24 protein-coding genes are annotated in these 21367 nt (G+C 70.2%); 12 read left to right on the top strand and 12 right to left on the bottom strand.

Going from position 1 to position 21367, the window contains the following annotated elements:
• Window positions 1-41: 41 nt before the first annotated feature.
• From AB0N22_RS13795 to AB0N22_RS13780, 4 genes are read left to right on the top strand one after another with little or no spacing between them, the layout of a single operon-like run.
• Window positions 42-827 carry an SDR family oxidoreductase gene (locus tag AB0N22_RS13795; RefSeq protein WP_364641139.1) on the top strand — a complete coding sequence of 262 codons (786 nt, stop codon included), beginning with the start codon at window positions 42-44 and terminating at the stop codon, window positions 825-827.
• 38 nt (window positions 828-865) lie between these two features.
• A complete protein-coding gene (locus AB0N22_RS13790; protein WP_364641137.1) occupies window positions 866-1357 on the top strand; it encodes a carboxymuconolactone decarboxylase family protein in 492 nt (163 codons plus the stop codon).
• Window positions 1357-2439 (top strand): diacylglycerol kinase, encoded by a 1083-nt coding sequence (locus tag AB0N22_RS13785; protein ID WP_364641135.1) that lies wholly within the window; start codon window positions 1357-1359, stop codon window positions 2437-2439. Before AB0N22_RS13790 ends, AB0N22_RS13785 begins: the two co-directional genes overlap by 1 nt.
• A complete protein-coding gene (locus AB0N22_RS13780) occupies window positions 2436-3191 on the top strand; it encodes an SDR family oxidoreductase (protein WP_364641132.1) in 756 nt (251 codons plus the stop codon). The genes AB0N22_RS13785 and AB0N22_RS13780 overlap by 4 nt, the downstream gene beginning before the upstream one ends.
• Before the next feature lie 27 nt (window positions 3192-3218).
• Here AB0N22_RS13780 and AB0N22_RS13775 read toward each other — a convergent pair whose 3' ends face one another.
• From AB0N22_RS13775 to AB0N22_RS13765, 3 genes are read right to left on the bottom strand one after another with little or no spacing between them, the layout of a single operon-like run.
• Window positions 3219-3686, bottom strand: coding sequence for a nitroreductase family deazaflavin-dependent oxidoreductase (locus AB0N22_RS13775; protein WP_364641130.1), 468 nt, complete (start codon window positions 3684-3686; stop codon window positions 3219-3221).
• Window positions 3687-3695: 9 nt separating this feature from the next.
• The gene (locus AB0N22_RS13770) at window positions 3696-4577 is read right to left on the bottom strand and encodes an SDR family oxidoreductase (protein ID WP_364641127.1); all 882 of its coding nucleotides are present in this window, start codon (window positions 4575-4577) and stop codon (window positions 3696-3698) included.
• Window positions 4574-5344, bottom strand: a complete 771-nt coding sequence (locus AB0N22_RS13765; protein WP_364641124.1) for an SDR family oxidoreductase — start codon at window positions 5342-5344, stop codon at window positions 4574-4576. The genes AB0N22_RS13770 and AB0N22_RS13765 overlap by 4 nt, the downstream gene beginning before the upstream one ends.
• Window positions 5345-5381: 37 nt before the next feature.
• Between AB0N22_RS13765 and AB0N22_RS13760 the strand changes: the two genes are divergently transcribed.
• From AB0N22_RS13760 to AB0N22_RS13745, 4 genes are read left to right on the top strand one after another with little or no spacing between them, the layout of a single operon-like run.
• Window positions 5382-6164, top strand: a complete 783-nt coding sequence (locus AB0N22_RS13760; protein WP_364641121.1) for an enoyl-CoA hydratase family protein — start codon at window positions 5382-5384, stop codon at window positions 6162-6164.
• Window positions 6161-7033 (top strand): CoA-transferase, encoded by an 873-nt coding sequence (locus AB0N22_RS13755; RefSeq protein WP_364641118.1) that lies wholly within the window; start codon window positions 6161-6163, stop codon window positions 7031-7033. Before AB0N22_RS13760 ends, AB0N22_RS13755 begins: the two co-directional genes overlap by 4 nt.
• Window positions 7030-7791, top strand: coding sequence for a CoA-transferase (locus tag AB0N22_RS13750; protein WP_364641115.1), 762 nt, complete (start codon window positions 7030-7032; stop codon window positions 7789-7791). Before AB0N22_RS13755 ends, AB0N22_RS13750 begins: the two co-directional genes overlap by 4 nt.
• Complete coding sequence (locus tag AB0N22_RS13745) at window positions 7788-8855, top strand: nitronate monooxygenase (RefSeq protein ID WP_364641112.1); 1068 nt, start codon at window positions 7788-7790, stop codon at window positions 8853-8855. Before AB0N22_RS13750 ends, AB0N22_RS13745 begins: the two co-directional genes overlap by 4 nt.
• Before the next feature lie 5 nt (window positions 8856-8860).
• Here the strand turns inward: AB0N22_RS13745 and AB0N22_RS13740 are convergent, their stop codons facing one another.
• From AB0N22_RS13740 to AB0N22_RS13725, 4 genes are all read right to left on the bottom strand, one after another.
• Window positions 8861-9622: a 3'(2'),5'-bisphosphate nucleotidase CysQ gene (locus tag AB0N22_RS13740; RefSeq protein WP_364641109.1), complete on the bottom strand. Its 762-nt coding sequence runs from the start codon at window positions 9620-9622 to the stop codon at window positions 8861-8863.
• Window positions 9619-11457, bottom strand: coding sequence for an adenylyl-sulfate kinase (gene cysC / locus AB0N22_RS13735; protein WP_364641106.1), 1839 nt, complete (start codon window positions 11455-11457; stop codon window positions 9619-9621). The genes AB0N22_RS13740 and cysC overlap by 4 nt, the downstream gene beginning before the upstream one ends.
• Window positions 11457-12368, bottom strand: coding sequence for a sulfate adenylyltransferase subunit CysD (cysD, locus tag AB0N22_RS13730; RefSeq protein WP_364641104.1), 912 nt, complete (start codon window positions 12366-12368; stop codon window positions 11457-11459). Before cysD ends, cysC begins: the two co-directional genes overlap by 1 nt.
• Window positions 12369-12453: 85 nt before the next feature.
• Complete coding sequence (locus AB0N22_RS13725) at window positions 12454-13020, bottom strand: TetR/AcrR family transcriptional regulator (protein WP_364641101.1); 567 nt, start codon at window positions 13018-13020, stop codon at window positions 12454-12456.
• A 46-nt stretch (window positions 13021-13066) separates the two neighbouring features.
• Between AB0N22_RS13725 and AB0N22_RS13720 the strand changes: the two genes are divergently transcribed.
• From AB0N22_RS13720 to AB0N22_RS13705, 4 genes are all read left to right on the top strand, one after another.
• Window positions 13067-14593 (top strand): hypothetical protein, encoded by a 1527-nt coding sequence (locus tag AB0N22_RS13720; RefSeq protein WP_364641098.1) that lies wholly within the window; start codon window positions 13067-13069, stop codon window positions 14591-14593.
• The gene (locus tag AB0N22_RS13715) at window positions 14590-15378 is read left to right on the top strand and encodes an SDR family oxidoreductase (protein WP_364641095.1); all 789 of its coding nucleotides are present in this window, start codon (window positions 14590-14592) and stop codon (window positions 15376-15378) included. The genes AB0N22_RS13720 and AB0N22_RS13715 overlap by 4 nt, the downstream gene beginning before the upstream one ends.
• A 108-nt stretch (window positions 15379-15486) precedes the next feature.
• Complete coding sequence (locus tag AB0N22_RS13710; RefSeq protein WP_364641092.1) at window positions 15487-16383, top strand: RNA polymerase sigma-70 factor; 897 nt, start codon at window positions 15487-15489, stop codon at window positions 16381-16383.
• A 109-nt stretch (window positions 16384-16492) separates the two neighbouring features.
• On the top strand, window positions 16493-17239 hold the full coding sequence (locus AB0N22_RS13705; protein ID WP_364641090.1) for an SDR family oxidoreductase: 747 nt from the start codon (window positions 16493-16495) through the stop codon (window positions 17237-17239).
• A 17-nt stretch (window positions 17240-17256) separates the two neighbouring features.
• Here AB0N22_RS13705 and AB0N22_RS13700 read toward each other — a convergent pair whose 3' ends face one another.
• Genes AB0N22_RS13700 through AB0N22_RS13680 form a run of 5 tightly spaced genes read right to left on the bottom strand, consistent with a single transcriptional unit; the run spans window position 17257 to window position 21367 of the window.
• Complete coding sequence (locus AB0N22_RS13700) at window positions 17257-17691, bottom strand: SRPBCC family protein (protein ID WP_364641087.1); 435 nt, start codon at window positions 17689-17691, stop codon at window positions 17257-17259.
• Window position 17692: 1 nt separating this feature from the next.
• A complete protein-coding gene (locus AB0N22_RS13695) occupies window positions 17693-18844 on the bottom strand; it encodes an acetyl-CoA C-acetyltransferase (RefSeq protein ID WP_364641084.1) in 1152 nt (383 codons plus the stop codon).
• Window positions 18841-19422, bottom strand: a complete 582-nt coding sequence (locus tag AB0N22_RS13690) for a TetR/AcrR family transcriptional regulator (protein ID WP_364641081.1) — start codon at window positions 19420-19422, stop codon at window positions 18841-18843. Before AB0N22_RS13690 ends, AB0N22_RS13695 begins: the two co-directional genes overlap by 4 nt.
• On the bottom strand, window positions 19419-20222 hold the full coding sequence (locus AB0N22_RS13685) for an SDR family oxidoreductase (protein WP_364641079.1): 804 nt from the start codon (window positions 20220-20222) through the stop codon (window positions 19419-19421). Before AB0N22_RS13685 ends, AB0N22_RS13690 begins: the two co-directional genes overlap by 4 nt.
• On the bottom strand, window positions 20219-21367 hold the full coding sequence (locus AB0N22_RS13680) for an acyl-CoA dehydrogenase family protein (protein WP_364641076.1): 1149 nt from the start codon (window positions 21365-21367) through the stop codon (window positions 20219-20221). Before AB0N22_RS13680 ends, AB0N22_RS13685 begins: the two co-directional genes overlap by 4 nt.

The following is a 21367-nucleotide window of genomic DNA, read 5'->3' as shown; positions in this document are numbered from 1 at the left end:
TCGCACACATCGGACAACCGATCTGTAGAGTTCGGCACCTCATGAGCCACGACCTCTCGACCGACTTCGCGGACGCGCCGGGTGCCGCCCTGGTGGTCGGTGGCAGCGGAGGGCTGGGCGCCGCGATCGCCCGCCTGCTCGCCTCACGAGGCAGCGACGTCGCGCTGACCTACCGGGGCAACGCGGACGCCGGCCGGTCGGTGGCAGCCGAGGCCGAGGCCATCGGCGTACGGTCCTCGGCGCACGCCCTCGACGTGACCTCGGCCGACCAGTGCGCGGCCCTCGTCGCGGCGGTCGCCGAGACGTACGGAGGCCTGCACACCCTCGTCCACGCCGCCGGCCCGCACGTCCCGATGGTGCACCTGTCGAACGTGTCGCCGGCCGACTTCGCCGGGCAGCTCACCCAGGACGCCGTCGGCTTCTTCAACCTCGCGCAGCCCGCGCTGCCGCTGCTCCGGGAGTCCCAGGGGTCGATCGTCGCCGTCACGACCGCGGCGACGGCGCGGTTCCCCGTGCGCGACGGCCTCTCGTCGGCGCCCAAGGGCGCGGTCGAGCAGCTCGTGCGCGGCCTCGCCGCCGAGGAGGGCCGCTTCGGGGTGCGGGTCAACGCCGTGGGACCCGGCATGCTGACCGACGGCATGGCCGCCCGCCTGATCGACTCGGGCGATCTCGACGAGCGTGCGCTGGCGATCACCCGCACCAACATCCCGCTCCGGCGGTTCGGCAACGCCGCCGACATCGCCGAGGCGGTGTGCTTCCTCGCCTCGAGCCGCGCCGGCTTCATCACCGGCCAGAAGCTCGACGTCGACGGCGGCTACACCGTCTGACCCTTCTCAAGAACTGGAACACGTTCTAGATTGGCTCCATGATCATCGACGTGCCCGAGGGCAAGGACCCGATCGGCTACGTCTGGGGTGAGCTGGTCCCGGGCATCGGCGGAGCGGCGGCCACGATGGCGTTGAAGGTCTACTCCGACTCCACCCTCGGGCTGCGGGAGTTCGAGGCGGCCCGCCTGCGGATCGCCCAGGTCAACGGCTGCCTGTTCTGCCAGGACTGGCGCACCGAGCGCGACGGCATCACGGTGGAGGAGTCGTTCGACCAGGCCGTGCGCGACTGGCGCACCACCGACGCGTTCGACGAGCGTACGAGGCTGGCGGCGGAGTATGCCGAGCTGTACGCGACCGACCACCACAGCATCGACGACGCGTTCTGGGCGCGGATGCTCGCCGCGTACGACCAGCGCGAGGTCGTCGAGCTCAGCATGTGTCTCGGCTCGTGGCTCGCGTTCGGCCGCCTCAACCGCGTCCTCGGACTCGACGCCGCCTGCGTCCTGCCCTCGCACCTGTCGGCCGGCTGATGTCCACGCTCCGCGTCGTCGTCTGGTCGACCGGCACCTTGGGCCGGCACGCGATCGCCGGCATCGACCGCAACCCGGAGCTCGAGCTCGTCGGCGTGTGGGTCAGCGACCCGGCCAAGGACGGCCGGGACGCCGGTGAGCTCGCCGGCCTCGGGCGCGACCTCGGCGTCGCCGCCAGCACCGACCGTGACACCGTCCTGGCGACCCGGCCGGACTGCGTCGTCTACTGCGCCCTGACGGACGACCGGGTGCTCGAGGCGATCGACGACCTCGTCGGGCTGCTCAACGCCGGCGTCGACGTCGTGGCCAGCGGTCCGGTCATCCTGCTGTTCCCGAACCCGGCTCTGCCGGCCGAGATCTGGCAGCGCATCGAGGACGCCGGCCGTCGCGGCGGCGCCACCCTGCACGTCAACGGCATCGACCCGGGGTGGGCCAACGACGTCCTGCCGCTGCAGCTGACGTCCCTCAGCCAACGGATCGACCTGCTGCGGGTCGCGGAGATCGCCGACTACTCGACGTACTACCAACCCATGACGATGCGCGACATGTTCGGCTTCGGGCAGCCCGTCGACGCCGAGGTGCTGCTGTGGAAGCCCGGCGTGCTGTCGATGGCGTGGGGACCCGTCGTGCGGCAGCTGGCTGCCGGGCTGGGCCTCACCCTCGACGAGCCGCTGGTCGAGACCGTCGACCGACGTCCGGCGGAGCAGGACGTGTCCACCGTCAGCGTCGAGATCGAGGCGGGGACGATGGCGGCCGTCAGGTTCGAGGTCATCGGCACGGTCGACGGTGAGCCGCGGGTCGTGCTCGAGCACGTCACCCGCACGCATCCCGACCAGGTGCCGGAGTGGCCCAGCCCGCTCCAGGGCGACGGTTGCTACCGCATCGAGGTGGTCGGCGAGCCGATGATGAACCTCGAGCTGACGCACCATGGCGAGCACGGGGACCACAACGTCAGCGGCATGATCATCACGGCACAGCGCCTGGTCAACGCCGTGCCCGCCGTCGTCGCCGCGCGGCCCGGCCACGTCACCGCGCTCGAGCTGCCGCTCGTCGCAGGTCACGGGACGGTGGCCCGCTCATGACCGGCACCTTCGCCGGGCGCAGCATCCTGGTCACCGGGGCGTCGTCCGGGCTGGGTGCCGCGACCGCACGCCGGTTCGCCGCCGGTGGCGGCCTCGTGCTCGCCGCGTCGCGCGACCAGGGCAAGCTCGCGGAGGTCGCCGCGGCCTGCGCGGACCTGCCCGGCGAGGTCCGGGTCCACCCACTCGACGTCACGTCGGCTGACGACTGCCGATCCGCCGTCGCGGCGGCTGTCGACGCGTACGGACGGCTCGACGTGCTGGTCAACAACGCCGGCCGACACGACTTCCGGGTGACGACCGAGGTCACCGACGAGGAGTGGGACGCCGACATCGCGCTCAACCTCAGCGGGGCATTCCACCTGAGCCGGGCCGCGATCCCGCACCTGCTGGCCACGGGCGGCAACATCGTCAACGTCGCCTCGGTCGCCGGGGTGATGGGCGAGGCCTACTCGGCGGCATACACCGCCGCCAAGCACGGCATCGTCGGGCTCACCAAGGCGCTCGCCGTCGAATACCTCGACTCACCGCTGCGGGTGAACTGCGTCTGCCCCGGCGGGATGGACACGCCGCAGGTGCAGACCATCAGCATCCCGGACGGTGCCGACTTCGACCTGATCATGCGGGTGGCCGCCAAGCGTGGCTTCATGAGTGCCGACAGCGTCGCCGCCGTCATCGCGTTCCTGGCCTCGGACGATGCCTCATCGCTCCACGGCAGCATCCAGACCGTCGACCACGGCCACACCGCCGGCTGACCGAGCGCGGCCGGTGGGCTGGCCGGGTCAGCGGGGGGTCAGCAGGAAGAGCTTGATCTGACGATCGGTGCGCTTCTCGTACAGGCGGAAGTTGGGCCACGTCCTGACCATGTGCGTCCACGCAGCGGAGCGCTCGTCACCCGCCAGCCGGCGTACGGTCATCGCCGTGTCGCGACGCCGGAACGTGATCATCACCTCGTCCGCCGCCTCGATGTTCTTGACCCACATCGGCTCCTTGGGGCCGCCGAAGTTGGAGCCCGCGATCAGGATGTCGTCGCCGTACGGCACGCAGAGCAACGGCGTGCTGCGCGGGATCCCGCTCTTGCGGCCGGGCACCGTGAGCACCATGTTGGGCAGCCCCGCGATGTCGAGCAGGGTGAGACGCCCGCGGGTGACCCGCTGGATCATCATGTCGACCCACATGATCTGCGAGAGGTACCTCGGCAGCCACGGGATCGAGCCGATCCGGACGGCGAGCGGAGTGAGCAGACCCATGCCCGCAGACTACGACGTCCCGTAGACCGGTTCCGGACTTCCCGCCTCAGAGATGAGGTCGCGCAGCGCGGGCCCGACCTCGGCGGCGTCCCACCGCCGACCGGCATCCCGCTTGGGCCCGTGGGTCCAGCCCTGCTCGAGGCAGATCTGGCCGCCCTCGATCTCGATGACGCGACCGGTGACGTCGCCGGCATCGGTCGAGGCGAGCCAGGCCACGATCGGCGAGTTGTCCTCGGGCTCGGGCATCGCGGAGGTGTCGAACGCGCCCTCGGTCATGCGGGTCTTGGCGACCGGCGCGATGGCGTTGACCGTGACGCCGTAGCGGCCCATCTCGGCGGCGGCGACCAGCGTCATCCCGGCGATGCCGGCCTTGGCGGCGGAGTACGTCGTCTGGCCGATCGAGCCCTGCAGGCCCGCGCCTGAGGAGGTGTTGATCACCCGGGCCGCGCGCGTACGGTCCTGCTTCGACTCGCTGCGCCAGTACGCCCCCGCGTGCCGCAGTGGCGCGAAGTGGCCCTTGAGGTGCACCCGGATGACGGCGTCCCACTCCTCCTCGGAGGTGTTGACCAGCATCCGGTCGCGGACGAAGCCGGCATTGTTGACCAGGATGTCGAGGCCGCCGAACGTGTCGATCGCCTGCTGCACCATCTCCTCGGCCTGCACGAAGTCGGCGACGTCGGCCCCGTTGACGACCGCCTCGCCACCGAACGCCCTGATCTCCGAGACGACCGCGTCGGCGGGCGACTCGGTGTCGCTCTCCCCCGCCAACGAGACGCCGAAGTCGTTGACCAGGACCTTCGCGCCCTGCCGGGCGAGCTCGAGCGCGTGCGCCCGGCCGATGCCGCGGCCCGCGCCGGTCACGATCGCGATGCGACCTTCGAGAAGGGTCATGGGGTCTGCTCCTTGGTGACGACGTGCAGGAAGACGGGGGGCTCGCCGCCGCCGTGGCAGGCGACGGTCGCCCCGGAGACGTACGACGCGAGGTCGGAGGCCAGGAAGGCGACGACGCCGCCGACCTCCTCGGGCTCGGCCATGCGGCCCAGCGGGATCGTGGCCTCGACCGCGGCGACGGTCGCATCGTCGCCGTAGTGATCGGCGGTCTGCTCGGTGCGGCACAGGCCCACGTCGACGCTGTTGATCCTGACCTTGGGGCCCCACTCGACGGCCAGCGACGTGGTGAGCGAGTCGACGCCGGCCTTCGCGGCGCCGTACGTCGCGGTGCCGGGCGACGGTCGCAGCGCCGAGACCGACGAGATGTTGACGATCGCCCCACCGGCCGGCTGCTCCTGCATCACGGCGTTGGCGGCCTTGGCGACCGTCAGCACGGACATGAGGTTGAGGCCGACGACCTTGTCGTCGAGCCGCGGGCTGGAGTCGGCGGCGAGCGCGTACGGCGCTCCGCCCGCGTTGTTGACCACGAGGTCGAGGCTGCCGTGGCTCGCGACGATGCCGGCGACCATCGCCTCGACGTCGTCGGTCTCGCGGACGTCGCACACCACGTGGTGGGTGCCGTCGACCGGATCGGCGACCTCCGAGCGGCCACAGGTGATCACCGTGGCGCCGGCCTCGACCAGCACCGTCGCGATCCCGCGGCCGATGCCCCGAGAGCCACCGGTCACCAACGCGACGCGTCCGGAAAGATCCAAGGCCACAGTCATGCTGACAGCCTACCAAGCAAATGCTAGGTTGGCGGTCATGACGATTCGATCCGAGCTCCGAGATGACGGCATCCGCGTCGTCACGATGGAGCACCCGCCGGTCAACGCGCTGTCCGTCCAGGGCTGGTTCGACGTGGCCGACGCGATGGTCGAGGCCGGGGCGGACCCGGCCACCAAGGTCGTCGTGCTCCGCGCCGAGGGCAAGGGCTTCAACGCCGGCGTCGACATCAAGGAGATGCAGAACACCACGGGCTTCGACGCCCTGATCGGCGCCAACAAGGGCTGCTTCGCCGCGTTCAAGGCGGTGTACGAGTGCGCGGTCCCGGTGATCGCCGCGGTGCACGGGTTCTGCCTCGGCGGCGGCGTCGGCCTGGTCGGCAACTCCGACATCGTGGTGGCCAGCGACGACGCCTACTTCGGCGTGCCCGAGGTCAACCAAGGCGCCCTCGGTGCAGCGACGCACCTCGCCCGCCTCGTGCCCCAGCACCTGATGCGCACCCTCTACTTCACCGCCCGGACGATCCCGGCGGCCGACCTGGTCCAGCACGGATCGGTGTATGCCGTCGTCCCGCGCGACGAGCTCGACGACCTGGCCCTCGGCCTGGCTGCCGAGATCGCCGCCAAGGACGGCCGGGTCATCCGCGCCGCCAAGGAGGCGTTGAACGGCATCGACCCGATCGACGTCAACACCAGCTACCGCTTCGAGCAGGGGTTCACGATGGAGCTCAACCTGATGGGCGTGAGCGACGAGCTCCGCGACGACTTCGCCGGTACGGCGAAAAGCGGGCGGAGTGCCGGTACGGACAAGGCGAAGCAGTGAGGGCGCCGTCGAAGGAGCTGACGATCGACGAGGTCGTCGGCCGCATCGAGAGCGGGATGACCGTCGGCATCGGCGGCTGGGGCTCGCGCCGCAAGCCGATGGCGCTGGTCCGTGCGATCCTGCGCAGCGGCCTGACCGACCTGCACATCGTGTCGTACGCCGGCCCCGACGTCGGGCTGCTGCTCGACGCCGGCAAGGCCAGCCGCGTGACGTACGCGTTCGCGACGCTCGACTCGATCCCGCTCGAGCCGCTGTTCAGCAGGGCTCGCGTCGACGGCACCGCACAGTTCCGCGAGTGGGACGAGGGCATGTTCCAGACCGGACTGCGCGCCGCAGCCCAACGGATCCCGTTCCTGCCGATGCGGGCAGGGCTCGGCTCCGCGGTGCTCGAGAACGACCCCGACCTGCGCACGGTGCTGTCGCCGTACGACGACGGGGAGGAGCTCGTCGCGGTGCCTGCACTACCCCTCGACGTCGCCCTGGTGCACATGAACCGGTCCGACGAGCACGGCAACGCGCAGTACCTCGGGCCGGACCCCTACTTCGACGATCTGTTCTGCATGGCCGCCCGCGAGGCGTACGTGTCGACCGAGCAGATCATCGACTCGGCCGGACTGACCGTCGATGCCCCGCTGCAGAGCCTGCTGCTCAACCGCACGATGGTCGCTGGCGTCGTCGAGACACCCAACGGCGCGCACTTCACGGACTGCACCCCGACGTACGGGCGCGACGAGAAGTTCCAGAAGGCGTACGCCACCGCGGCCAAGACCCCTGAGGACTGGGGCGCGTTCCGCGAACGGTTCCTGTCCGGCGACGAGGCGGCCTATCAAGCCGCGGTCACCGCGTTCCACGAGGAGGCGACCGCATGACGGACGTGACGAGGTCGGAGTACTGCGCGGTGGCGATCGCCGATTGCTTCGCCGACGACGGCGAGATCATGGGCAGCCCGATGGGCCTGCTCCCGACGCTGGGCGCCCGCTTGGCCAAGAACACCACGAACCCGCTGCTGATGCTGACCGATGGCGAGGCGCGGATCCTGCGCGGCACGCCGCCGCTGGGCCAGACCGCCGACGTCACCGAGGGCTGGATGCCGTTCCGCCACGTGCTCGAGCACGTTGTCCCCTACGGCAAGCGACACGTCATGATGGGTGCCACCCAGGTCGACCGGCACGGCAATCAGAACATCTCGGCGATCGGCCCGTGGGACCGGCCGACCCGCCAGCTGCTCGGCGTGCGCGGCGCCCCGGGCAACACCGTCAACAACCGGACGTCCTACTGGGTGCCCAAGCACTCCGAACGGGTCGTCGTCGAGCAGGTCGACATCGTCAGCGGCGTGGGCCGGGCCCGCGCCGAGGCAGCCGGACCGGCAGCGACGCGGTTCCACGACGTGCACCGGCTGGTCACGAACCTCGGGGTCTTCGACTTCGGCGGGCCTGAGCACACGCTGCGCCTCGTCTCGGTGCACCCCGGTGTCTCGGTCGACGATGTACGCGCGGCCAGCGGCTGCAACGTCCACACCGACGGCGACGTTTCCGAGACCCGTACGCCGACGGACGGCGAGCTCACCTTGATCCGCGAGCTGCTCGACCCCAAGGCGCTGCGCGAGCGTGAGGTCCCCAACCCGTGATCGACCAGCTGCTGTCGACGCCGCTCACCGAGCTCACCGGCGTACGCCATCCCGTCGTCCAGACCGGCATGGGCTGGGTCGCGGGGCCGAGCCTCGTCAGCGCGACGGCCAACGCCGGCGGCCTGGGCATCCTCGCCTCGGCGACGATGACGCTGCCCGAGCTCGAGCGCGCGATCGTCGAGGTCAAGCAGCGCACCGATGCCCCGTTCGGCGTCAACCTGCGCGCCGACGCCGCCGATGCACCCGCGCGGTGCGACCTGCTCATCTCGTACGGCGTCAAGGTCGCCTCGTTCGCTTTGGCGCCCAAGCCGGACCTCATCGCACGGCTCAAGGTGCACGACATCGTCGTCATCCCGAGCGTCGGGCTGCCCAAGCACGCCGTGAAGGTCGCGTCGTGGGGCGCCGACGCCGTGATGATCCAGGGCGGCGAGGGCGGCGGGCACACCGGCTCGGTGCCCACCACCCTGCTGCTGCCGACCGTGCTCGACGCGGTCGACATCCCCGTCATCGCCGCGGGTGGGTTCTTCGACGGCCGCGGGCTGGCCGCCGCGCTGTCGTACGGTGCGGCCGGCGTCGGCATGGGCACCCGGTTCCTCCTGACGGCCGACAGCCGCGTGCCCGACGCGGTCAAGCAGCGCTACCTCGCCGCGAGCCTCGACGACACCGTGGTCACCCGGAAGGTCGACGGGATGCCGCACCGCATGCTCCGCACCGACCTGGTCGAGCAGGTCGAGGCCGGTGCCGGCCTCCGTCGTCTCGTGCCGACCGCCCGGCGCACGCTGGAGTTCAAGAAGATGGCCGGCATGTCGTGGAAGCAGCTCGCGGTCGACGGGCGCGCGATGCGCAAGGAGCAGGGTCGTACGCTCGGTCAGCTCGCCCTCGCCGCCAACACCCCGATGATGCTCAAGGCCGGGCTCGTCGACGGCGACGCCTCGGCCGGTGTGCTGGCGTCGGGCCAGGTGGTCGGCGTGATCGACGACCTGCCGACCTGCGAGGACCTGATCGACCGCGTCGTCACCGAGGCGGCAGGGGCGCTGAAGCAGGCCGGCAGCTACCTGACCTGAGGCGATCAGCTCGCGGCGGCGATCTCCATGAGGATCTTCTCGGCCAGGTCGACGCGGCAGATGAGCAGGTCCGGGAGGTAGGGGTGCTCAGCGTTGTAGGTCAGCGTGGACCCGTCGACGCGCGACGCGTGCAACCCGGCGGCGAGGGCGACCCCCACCGGCGCCGCCGAGTCCCACTCCCACTGGCCACCGGCGTGCAGGTACGCATCCGCGTCGCCGCGCAGCACCGCCATCGCCTTGGCGCCGGCGGACCCCATCGGCTGGAGGTTGGCGCCGAGCGCCGCCGCGACCGGTGCGGCGAACTCGGGCGGCCGGCTGTCGCTGACCAGGAACACCGGGTCCGAGTGCGGACCGCGCACGGTCGTCGACCGCCCTGAGGCGTAGACCATCGACAGGGCGGGCTGCGCCACTGCCGCCGCGGTGATCGCCGAGCCGGCCGCGCCACGCTCCCACAGCGCCACGTGCACGGCCCAGTCAGGTCGTCCCGGCATGCCGTACTCGCGGGTGCCGTCGAGCGGGTCGATGATCCAGACCCGGTCGGCCGAGAGCCGCTCGGGCGAGTCGGCCGACTCCTCCGACAGCACCGCGTCGTCCGGGCGCCGTTCGGCGAGCAGCTGCAGCAGCAGCTCGTTCGACTGCGCGTCGCCCGCCTTGCCGAGCTCCTTGCCGGTCAGGCCGGAGGTGCGCTGCAGGTCCAGCAGCAGCGCGCCGGCTCGCTCGGCCAGCTCGGCCGCGAGCGCCGAGTCCCGCTCGTTCACGTCGGTCATGCCTGCTCCACCCGGTCGATGATGATTCCGGCGAGCGTACCGACGTCGCCGTCGCTCGGCCGCAGCAGCAGGTCGGGGCGCAGCGGCGCCTCATACGGTGCGTTGACCCCCGTGAAGTCCGTGATCTCGCCGGCCCGCGCCTTGGCGTAGAGGCCCTTGGTGTCGCGGGCCTCGGCCACCTCGATCGGCGTGTCCATGAAGATCTCGATGAACGGCAGCCCGTCGGCCTCGTGCGCCGCGCGCGCCGCGTCGCGATCGGCTCGATAGGGGCTGACCAGCGAGACGATCGCGACCACGCCCGCGTCGGCGATGAGTCGGGCCACCTCGGTCACCCGGCGGACGTTCTCCTGCCGGTCCTCGGGGCTGAACCCGAGATCGGAGTTGAGCCCGTGCCGCAGGTTGTCGCCGTCCAGGATGTACGCCGGCTGGCCGGACGCGACGAGCCGGCGCTCGACCTCGACCGCGACGCTCGACTTGCCGGAGCCGGACAGGCCCGTGAGCCACAAGGTCATGCCCCTGGTGCGACGGTGCTCGCGCGTGACCGCACCGCTGTGCCAGACGATGTTGGGCTCGTTCTGGGTCGCGCCCAGGATCATGCCCGCCGCGACGGTGTTGTTGGTGGCCTCGTCGATCAGGATGAAGCTGCCGGTGTCGCGGTTGCGGCGATAGGGGTCGAAGTGCAGCGGCTTCTGGGTGCGCAGCCGCACGCGTCCGATCTCGTTGAGCGCCAGCGTGGGCGCGTCCTCGACGCGGTGCAGCGTGTTGATGTCGAGACGGTACTCCAGGTCCTTGACCGAGACGCGGGTGTCCCGGGTCGTGTGGAGCAGCGTGTACGTCGTGTCGGTCGACAGCGTCAGGTCGCTGTCCATCCAGCTGATCATCGCGTCGACGTCCTGCGTGCTCGTCGGCCGGTTGTTGGGCCGGCAGAGCATGTCGCCGCGACTGATGTCGAGGTTGTCGGCGAGCTCGACCGTCACGGCCTGCCCCGTGAACGCCTCGTCCAGCTTGGTCCCACCGGGACCCCAGACATTCGTGACGATCGTCGAGAACCCCGACGGCAGCACGACGACCTCGTCGCCGGGCCGGAAGACACCACCGGCGACCGTGCCGGCGTAGCCACGGAAGTCGTGGAAGTCAGCCTGCTGGGGCCGGATGACGTACTGCACCGGCATGCGGGCGTCGATGAGGTTGCGGTCCGAGGCGACGTGCAGCTCCTCGAGGTAGCCCAGCAGGGCCGGGCCCTCGTACCAAGGCATCGCGGAGCTCGGCGTGACGACGTTGTCGCCGGTCAGCGCCGAGACCGGTATGAACGTCAGGTCGCGCACCTCGAGCTTCGACGCGAACGCCTCGAACTCGGTGCGGATCTCCTCGAACCGCTCCTGGGAGTGGTCGACGAGGTCCATCTTGTTGACGCACAGCACGAGGTGCGGGATGCCGAGCAGCGTCGCCAGGAAGGCGTGGCGGCGGGACTGCTCGAGGACGCCGTTGCGCGCGTCGATGAGGATCAGCGCGACGTCCGCCGTGGAGGCACCCGTGACCATGTTGCGCGTGTACTGGATGTGCCCGGGGGTGTCCGCGATGATGAACTTGCGCTTGGGCGTGGCGAAGTAGCGGTAGGCGACGTCGATCGTGATGCCCTGCTCGCGCTCGGCGCGCAGGCCGTCCGTGAACAGCGCGAGGTCAGGCCCCTCGTGGCCGCGGGCGAGGCTCGCGGACTCGATGGCGCCGAGCTGGTCCTCGAAGATCGCCTTGCCGTCGAACAGCAGACGGCCGATCAGGGTCGACTTCCCGTCGTCGACGCTTCCGGCGGTGGCGATACGCAGCAGCTGCGACATCAGAAGTAGCCCTCTTTCTTGCGGTCTTCCATGCCGGCCTCGGAGATCGCGTCGTCGGCGCGCGTCGCCCCTCGCTCGGTGATGCGGGCCCCGGCGACCTCGGCGACCACTGCCTCGGGTGTCGTGGCCCGCGACTCGACGCAGCCCGTGCAGGTCGCGTCGCCGATCGTGCGGAAGCGCACCGTCGCCTCGAACGGGGTCTCGCCGTTCCTGGGCTGGATGAAGTGGTTGACCGCGAGCAGCATGTTGTCGCGCTCGATCACGGTGCGGTCGTGCGCGTAGTAGAGCTCGGGGAGGTCGATCTCCTCACGCAGGATGTAGTTCCAGACGTCGAGCTCGGTCCAGTTGGAGATCGGGAAGACCCGGATGTTCTCGCCCTTGTGGTGCCGGCCGTTGTAGAGGCTCCACAGCTCGGGTCGCTGGTTCTTGGGGTCCCACTGGCCGAACTCGTCGCGGAAGCTGAAGACACGCTCCTTGGCGCGGGCCTTCTCCTCGTCGCGCCGCGCGCCGCCGAACACAGCGCCGAACTGATTCTCCTTGATGCCGCGCAGCAGCGACACGGTCTGCAGCTTGTTGCGGGGGCCCAGCGGCCCGCCGACCTCGGCGACCCGGCCGGCGTCGATGTCGTCCTGCACCTTGGCCACGATGAGCCGCAGCCCGAAGCGCTCGACCGTACGGTCACGGAACTCGATGACCTCGTCGAAGTTCTGCCCGGTGTCGATGTGCATGACCGGGAACGGCACGGGCGCGGGCCAGAACGCCTTGGCCGCCAGGTGCAGCATCACGACCGAGTCCTTGCCGCCCGAGAACAACAAGGCCGGTCGTTCGATCGTCGCCGCGACCTCGCGGAAGATGTGGACCGCCTCGGCCTCGAGCTTGTCGAGGTCGGTCAACACGTACGTCGGGGTCATGCCGATCGCTCACGGATGGCACGGCAGAAATAGAACATGTTCTAGTTTTGCAGGCTGCGCTCGGAATCGCAACCACTTCGCGAGGTCAGGGTGACAGCAGCCCCGAGACCTGCTCGGCCACCGCTCGGCGTACGTCGGCGGGGTCGGCGCCGGTCGCCTCGCTCATGAACTGGCCGAATATCAGCCAGCCGAGCACTGACGCCCCGGCGGCGGACGTGGCCACGGCACGGTCGGGGTCGTCGCCGTCCCACAGGCCGGAGAAGAGCTCGGTCGTCGAGGCGGTGCCCGGCAGCGCTGCCTCGGGGCTGTCGAGGACGGCGTGGACGAGGGTTCGCCAGTACGACGGCCGCTCCGCGAGCAGGTCGAGCAGCTCGGCCACGACGTCAGGAGTCGCACCGCCACTCGTCGGGAGACCGGACTCGACGACCGCCGCGACGACCACCTCGGCATCGGCGGCCAACATCTGCTCGAGGACGTCGGCCTTGGTCCCGAAGTGCCGGTGCACGAGGGCATGGTTGACGCCGGCACGGGCGGCGATGTCGCGCACCGAGAACCCGTCGGGACCGCGCTCGGCCACCAGGGCGCTCGTCGCGGTGAGGACGGCGGTGCGGACCTGCTCGCGTCCGCGGGGCTTCGTCGCTGCGTCGGTCATACCGCGACACTGTACAAGGGTGTAACCATCCGGTTACAGTCGGCGGATGCGTCGTGCCCTGGCCGTGCTCGCGGTGATCTCCCTGATGGCCCTGCCCGCCCTCGGTGGGCCCTCGGCGTCCGCGTCGCCCGAAGTCACGCTCCCGCCGATCCCGGCCGTCCGGGGACTGCCGATCCCCTCGCTGCCCACCGACCTGCTGGCTCCGCGATTCATCGGTGCGCCGGCGACCAAGCAGCCACTGGCCCACCCACCCATCCCGCAGAACCCGTCACTCTCGCCGGACGGGACGAACTCGATGCACAACGACTCGTACGCCTCCGACGCGTACGAGGTCAGTGGCCCGCTCGGCCGCAACCTCAAGGTCACCTCGGCGTCGTACGGCGTCCGGGAGTGCGCCACGATCGCGTTCGACTCCCGCGGTCGCATCGTCGGGCTGTGCGGCGGGCTCGAGGGCTTCGGGATGATGGTCATCGACCCGGTCACCCTCAAGCCGATCTCCGAGCTCCGCACGTCCGCGCGCAATTTGGCCACGAGCGCCAACCCGTTCACCGACATCTGCGGGGGCACCTACTTCTTCCTCGACGGTGACGACGTCGCCTATCCGACCACGGCCGAGAAGTCCGTTCTCAAGATCTCCGTCCGGCCTGACGGCACCCTGGTCAAGCAGCAGGAGTGGTCGCTCGCCGAGCACGTATCGGCCGACGACTGCCTGATCGCCACGATGCCGGACTGGGCCGGCCGGCTCTGGTTCTTCACCCAGCAGGGCACCGTCGGCACGCTCGACCGCGACACCGGCGACGTCCGGGTCACCCGCCTGCCCGCCGGGGAGCAGGTCACCAACTCGGTCGCGACCGACGAGACCGGTGGCATGTACGTCGTCTCGACGCACGCGCTCTACCGCCTCGACGCCGCCTCCGATGGCACGCCGACGGTGTCGTGGCGCGAGACGTACGACCGGGGCAGCCGCCTCAAGCCCGGCAACCTGTCGCAGGGATCCGGCACCACCCCGACCCTGCTCGGCGACCGCTGGGTGGCGATCAACGACAACGCCGACCCCCGCACCAACGTGCTCGTCTACGACCGGCGGACCGGCGTGGCCGACCGACTCCACTGCACGCAGCCCGTGCTGGCGGCGGGTGCCGGCACGACCGACAACAGCCTCGTCGCGGCCGGCAGCTCGTTCATCATCGAGAACAACTACGGCTACGCGGGACCCACCTCGACGATCCTCGGCAAGACGACGACGCCCGGCCTCGCCCGCGTCATGGTCGAGGACGACGGCTGCCACGTCGCGTGGACGAGCAACGAGATCGCCCCCAGCTCGGTCGCCAAGGCCTCGCTCGGCAACGGGCTGCTCTACGCGTACACCAAGCCGACCTCCGGGCTGCTCGGCAACGTGCTCGACGCGTGGTACTTCACGGCGATCGACATCCGCACCGGCAAGACCGTCTGGAGCCGGCTGACCGGCACCGGCATCCAGTGGAACAACCACTACGCCGCGATCTACCTCGGCCCCGACGGCGCCGCCTACTCCGCCACGCTCGCCGGCCTGATCCGCATCGAGGACTCGTGAGGACGTACGTCGTCAGCGGCGCGGCCAGCGGCATCGGTGCTGCCACGACGACGCTCCTGCGAAGCCAGGGCGACCGGGTGATCACGGTCGACCTGCACGACGCCGACGTCACGGCCGATCTGTCGACGACCGACGGGCGTACGTCGGCGGTCGCGGGCGTCCAGCAGCTGACCGACGTCGTGCACGGCGTCGTGCCGTGCGCCGGGATCGCCGGAGCGACCGGGGTCGACTCCGCTCTCGTGGTGTCGGTCAACTTCTTCGGCGCCGTCGCGCTCGTCCGCGGCCTGCGTCCACAGCTCGCCGCTGCCGGCGGTGCCGGCGTGGTGCTGCTCGCCTCGAACTCGATCACCGGGATGCCGGGCTGGCGCGGCGCAGTCGCCCAGCTGTGCCTGGCAGACGACGAGCCCGGAGCGCGTGCCGACGCGGCGACCGTCGAGTCGGTCATGGTCTATCCGGCGACCAAGGCCGCGCTCGCGTGGTGGGCGCGCCGCGAGGCCGTGACCCCCGAGTGGATCGGCAGCGGCATCCGGCTCAACGCCGTCGCCCCGGGGATGATCGACAGCCCGATGACCGACACCCTGCTCGCCGATCCCGAGATCGGGCCGCTGGTCCAGGCTTATCCCTCGGCGATCGGCCGACCCGGCCGCGCCGACGAGATCGCTGCGCTGATCGCCTTCATGCTGTCCGAGACCAACAGCCTGATGGTCGGCTCGGTGGTCTACGCCGACGGCGGCACCGACGCGATGTTCCACCCGCAGGCGCCCGAGGGCTGGGACGTCGCCTAGCGGCCTTCGACGCCAACCGCGGCGAGTTCGCAGCGTGCGATGATACGAAAGCCGCGCCTAGACGTGCCCCGTGGAGAGGCTGCGGTCCTCGGTTCGAAGGAGCAGACGATGGCGTCCAATGCGGTCGAGGACCCGTCTGGCGCCGACATCGAGTCCGCAGTCGGCACGTTCAACGAGTCGCGTTCCCGCCTGTTCGGCATCGCCTACCGGATGCTGGGCAGCGTCGCAGAGGCCGAGGACATCGTTCAAGAAGCTTGGCTGCGGTGGCAGCAGACCGATCGCTCGAACGTGCGAAATCCTGCTGCCTTCCTGACAACGATCACCGCCCGACTGGCCCTCAACTCCGCTTCATCCGCACGTGTTCGGCGTGAGCAGTATGTCGGCTCGTGGCTGCCCGAGCCCGTCGACACCAGCGCCGACCCGAGCCTCGGCGCGGAGACAGCAGAGGCACTCGACGCCGCAGTCCTGATGCTCCTGGAAAAGCTCTCGCCGGAGCATCGCGCCGCGTACGTGCTGCGTGAGGCGTTCGGCTACTCGCACGAAGAGATCGCCGGGATTCTGGCGACCACGCCTGCGAATGCCCGGCAGCTCTTCAGCCGGGCCAAGAAGCATGTGCAGTCCAACCGCAAAGAGCCGGTCGACCCGGCCGAGCACCGAGCCCTGCTCGAAGCGTTTGTCGCCGCTGCCCGAAACGGCGACGTGAAGCAGCTAGAGCAGGTGCTCGCCGGCGATGTCGTCAGCACCTCCGACGGCGCGGGTATCGCGCCGCGGGCAGCGCGCCGTCCGGTCATCGGCCGAGACGACGTCGCGCGGTTCGTCGCCGGGTGGGCGAGCTGGTGGACCGACACCACCCTCACGTGGCTCGAGACCAACGGTCATGCGTCCGTGCTCGTCACTCGTGGCGACGAGGCGTTGGCGCTGCTCAGCATCAGCACCTCGCGGTCCGGCATCGACCAGCTGCTGTGGGTGATGGCTCCCGACAAGCTCAGCCACGTCACACCCTGACCTTCCCCGATCACGGACTTTCGGCGGTTGTCACACATGCAGGGGCTGGCTGGTCAGTAGAGCAGAGGCTCTGACGCCTCCTGACCCACAGCCCAGAAAGGCGCAACCCATGAAGATCGTCGTCATCGGCGGAACCGGACTCATCGGATCCAAGCTCATCGAGAAGCTCAACGCTCACGGTCACGACGCGGTGCCTGCCGCGCCCCAGACCGGAGTCGACACCCTCACCGGAGCGGGGCTGCCCGCCGCGCTGGCCGGTGCGGACGTCGTGGTCGACGTGTCGAACTCGCCGTCATTCGCGGATGACGACGTCATGCGCTTCTTCACCACCTCCACCAGCAACATCCTCGAGGCCGCGAAGGAGGCGGGCGTCAAGCATCACGTGGCGCTCTCCGTTGTCGGCACCGGGACACTGCCCGACAGCGGCTACCTTCGTGCGAAGGCGGCGCAGGAGGACCTAATCGAGCAGTCGGGCGTCCCGTACTCGATCGTGCACGCGACGCAGTTCTTCGAGTTCACGAAGGCGATCGCCGATGCGTCCACGATCGACGGCCGGCTCCACCTCGCGCCGGTGCACTACCAGCCGATCGCCTCTGACGACGTCGCTTCCGCCGTCGGACGCGTCGCGGTGGGTTCGCCGCTCAACGGGGTCAAGGAGATCGGTGGACCCGAGAAGGTCCGGATGGACCAGTTCATCCCGGCTGCGCTCGCCATGTCCGGCGACACCCGAGAGCTGGTCGTCGACGACCACGCCACGTACTTCGGGACCGAGCTCGCCGACGACAGCCTGGTGCCCGGACCCGATGCCGAGCTCGGCTCGATCTCGTACGAGACCTGGGCCAAGCAGTCCGCCTGACGCTCGGACCGAGAGGCCTAGCGACCTTCGACGTACTTCTTGAAGTCCTTGCTGCCGGTGTCGAGTGCGCTCTTGAGGACCCGCTTGAGCACGAAGCCCGGCATCGGCACCTTGACGCCGATCTCGAGGTCGAGCGTGATGTGCGTGCCGGAGGCGGTTGGCGTCAGCGTGTAGGTCGCGACCTGCTTGGACTGCACCGAGCTCTCCGCGAGCGTCCAGGTCACCGAGTGAGGCTCGTCCCAGGTGTAGTCGGTGACCTCCTCGTCGGTGAATCCGGCAGCTGAGACCTTGGCTCGTACGCGCTTGGGTCGGCCGTCCGCGTGGCGCGACTCGACCTCGGCCGACTTGTGCGCGCTGGAGCGCTTGGGCAGGTCCTTGATGGCGGCGACTGCGTCGAGGACCTGCTCGGGGGTGGCGTCGACGTCGAACTCGGTGCTGCCGGACACTGCCATGTCAGAGCCTCTCGATGATGGTGACGTTGGCCTGGCCGCCACCCTCGCACATGACCTGCAGGCCGAAGCGGCCCTCGGTGCGCTCGAGCTCGCCCAGCAGCGTCGTCATCAGCCGCGTGCCGGTCGCGCCGATCGGGTGACCGAGGGCGATGCCTCCGCCGTTGACGTTGACCTTGTCGTGCGGCACGTCGAGCTCCTGCATCCAGGCCAGCACGACCGACGCGAAGGCCTCGTTGCACTCGAACAGGTCGATGTCGTCGACCGTCATGCCGGCCTTGACCAGGGCGTGGCGGGTCGCGCCGATCGGACCGGTCAGCATCCAGATCGGGTCGTCGGCGCGCACGGACAGGTGCTGCACGCGCGCTCGCGGGGTGAGCTGGTGGTCCTTGACCGCCTGCTCCGACGCGATCAGCATCGCGCTCGCGGCGTCGCTGATCTGCGACGCGACGGCAGCGGTGATCCGACCGCCGGGTGCCAGCGGCTCGAGGCCGGCCATCTTCTCCAGCGACGTCTCGCGGGGGCACTCGTCGGTGGTGAACTCGCCGACTGGGGCGATCTCGCCGTCGAACCGTCCCTCGGCGATCGCCGTACGCGCACGGGTGTGCGAGGCCAGCGCGAACTCCTCCATCTGCCCGCGACTGATCGCCCACTTCTCGGCGATCATCTCGGCGGACTTGAACTGGCTGACCTCCTGGTCGCCGTAGCGCGCGAGCCAGCCGGGCGACTCCGCGAACGGCGTCGTGAAGCCGTACTGGTCGGCCACCAGCATCGCGGCGGAGATGGGGATGGCGCTCATGTTCTGCAGCCCGCCGGCGACCACGAGGTCCTGCGTGCCGGACATGACGCCCTGCGCGGCGAAGTGCACCGCCTGCTGCGACGAGCCGCACTGCCGGTCGATCGTCACACCAGGCACGTGGTCGGGCAGCCCCGCGACGAGCCACGCCGTGCGCGCGACGTCGCCGGCCTGTGAGCCGACCGTGTCGCAGCAGCCCATGATGACGTCGTCCACGGCGCCGGGATCAACGCCGGTGCGCTCCATGAGGGCGCTGAGCACGTGACCGCCGAGGTCGGCCGAGTGCATCCCGGCGAGGGAGCCGCCGCGGCGACCGACCGGCGTACGTACGGCATCGACGATGTAGGCGGTCTGGCTCATGAGGTGATCCCGTCGAGGAGGATGGTGAGGTACTGGTCGGCCACGTCGTGGTGGCTGAGCTTGGCGCCGGGGCGGTACCACCGCACCGCGACCCACACGGTGTCGCGGATGAACCGGTAGACGAGCTCGATGTCGAGGTCCTTGCGCAGCGCGCCGGACCGGACGCCCTCGCCGAGCAGCGTCAGCCACACGTCGCGCGACTGCTGATTGCGCTCGGCGAGGTAGGCGAACCGGTCGAACGTGCCGAGGTAGTCCGCCTCGTTCTGGAAGATCGCCACCTCGTTGCGGTGGTGGTCGATGGCCTCGAACGACACCCGCACGGCCGCCTCGAGCTTGGCGCGCGGATCGTCGCTGCCGGCGAGGATCCCGGCGTACGCACCGAACAGCTCTTCCTGGAACGTCGACAGGATCTCGTCGACCATCGACTCCTTGGAGTCGAAGTGGTGATAGAGCGAGCCGCTGAGGATGCCGGCCGCGTCGGCGATGTCGCGGACCGTCGTGTTCTTGAACCCCTTGGTCGCGAACAGCTCGGCTGCGATCTGCAGCAGCTCCTCGCGCCGGGTCTGGGTCTCGGTCATGCGTGCTGGCTCGAGACGGAGATGACCTCACCGGTCAGGTAGGACGAGTAGTCCGACGCCAGGAACACCATCACGTTGGCGACCTCCCAGGGTTCGGCCGCGCGGCCGAACGCCTCGCGCTGCTTGAGCTCGGCCAGCAGCTCGTCGCTGGTGACCTTGGCCAGGAACGGGTGCATGGCCAGCGAGGGCGCGACCGCATTCACCCGGATACCGTACGGCGCAACATCGAGTGCAGAGCACCGGGTCAGCGCCATGACGCCGGCCTTGGCGGCGGCGTAGTGGGCCTGTCCCTCCTGCGCGCGCCAGCCGATGACCGAGGCGTTGTTGATGATGACGCCGCGCTTGCCGGACGTACGCATGCGGTTGCCCGCGGCGCGGACGCAGCGGAACGTACCGGTCAGGGTGATGTCGAGGACGCGCGACCACTCGTCGTCGGTCATCTCGAGCACGTCGGCCGTGCCGCCGAGGCCGGCGTTGTTGATCATCACGTCGACGCCACCGTGCTCGTCGGCGAGGTCGAGGAGGGCCTGCACCTGCGCCTCGTCGGTCACGTCGACCGCGAGGGCGCGGACCCGCGCCTCACCGAACTCCGCAGCGAGCGCGTCACGGAACTCGTTGAGGCGTCGCTCGTGCGTGTCGCTGATGATGACGACGCCCGCCGCCTCCTCCAGCGCGCGGCGCGCGACGGCGGCCCCGATGCCGGCACCAGCGGCGGCGGTCACCACCACGACCTTGTCGGTCAGCAGGCCGTGCCCCGGCACGTAGTCGGGGGTCGGCTGCTCGGGTCGCATGGTGGTCATCCGCGGGGCTCCTTGGGCAGGCCGAGCACGCGCTCGGCGAGGATGTTGCGCTGGATCTCGTCGCTGCCGCCGTAGAGCGTGTCCGCGCGAGAGAAGAGGAAGAGCCGCTGCCACCGGTCGATGGCGTACGAGTCGCCGACGGTCAGGGCGCCCGCGCCGCAGACCTCCATCGCCAGCTCACCGAGCCGCCGGTGCCAGCCGGCCCAGACGAGCTTGGCGACGTTGTCGGCGCCCGGTGTCGCCTCGGTCAGCGAGCGGATCGCGTTGACCCGCATGACCTCGAACTCCGCACTCTGGGCGGCGAGGCGGTCGCGCAGGACCGGGTCGTCGAGAGCGCCGTTGCTGCGCGCGAGGTCGATCAGGTCGTTGAGCTCGCGCTCGAACCCGACCTGCTGGCCGAGCACCGAGACGCCGCGCTCGAAGCCGAGCAGCGCCATGGCCACCCGCCACCCGTCACCGGGCTCGCCGAGGACCATCGACGCAGCCGTCCGGGCGCCGGAGAAGAAGACCTCGTTGAACTCCGAGTCGCCCGTGATCTGCTCGATCGGTCGGATCTCGACGCCGTCCTGGTCGAGCGGCACGAGCAGGAACGAGAGCCCCTTGTGGCGCACAGAACCCGGCTCGGTGCGGGCGATCACGAAGATCCAGTCGGCCTCGTGCGCCCACGACGTCCACACCTTCTGCCCGTCGACGACCCACTCGTCCGTCGCCTCGTCGAGCACCGCCTTGGTGCTGACCGCGGCGAGGTCGGAGCCGGCGCCGGGCTCGGAGTAGCCCTGGCACCACAGCTCGTCGACCGCACGGATCAGGGGCAGGAAGCGTGCCTTCTGCTCGTCGGTGCCGAACTCGATCAGCGTCGGCCCGAGCAGCTGCTCGCCGAGGTGGTTGACGGTCTCGGGTGCGCCGGCGCGGGCGTACTCCTCGTGGAAGATCGCCTGCTGGGTCAGCGACAGCCCGCGGCCACCGTGCTCCTCGGGCCAGCCGAGGCACGTCCAGCCGTGCTCGGCGAGGAGGCGGTTCCAGGCGCGCAGCTGCTCGTACGTCCCGGTGCCGGTGGCCTTGCTGAGCTCGGCCCACTCCCCGACGAGATGCTCGGCGAGCCAGGCGCGCACCTGCTCGCGGAAGGCATCGTCGTCCGGGTTCAT

It is taken from the genome of Aeromicrobium sp. NPDC092404, assembly GCF_040684095.1.
In the GTDB taxonomy this organism is placed as follows: domain Bacteria; phylum Actinomycetota; class Actinomycetes; order Propionibacteriales; family Nocardioidaceae; genus Aeromicrobium.
This window is presented reverse-complemented; position numbering and strand designations above follow the sequence as displayed.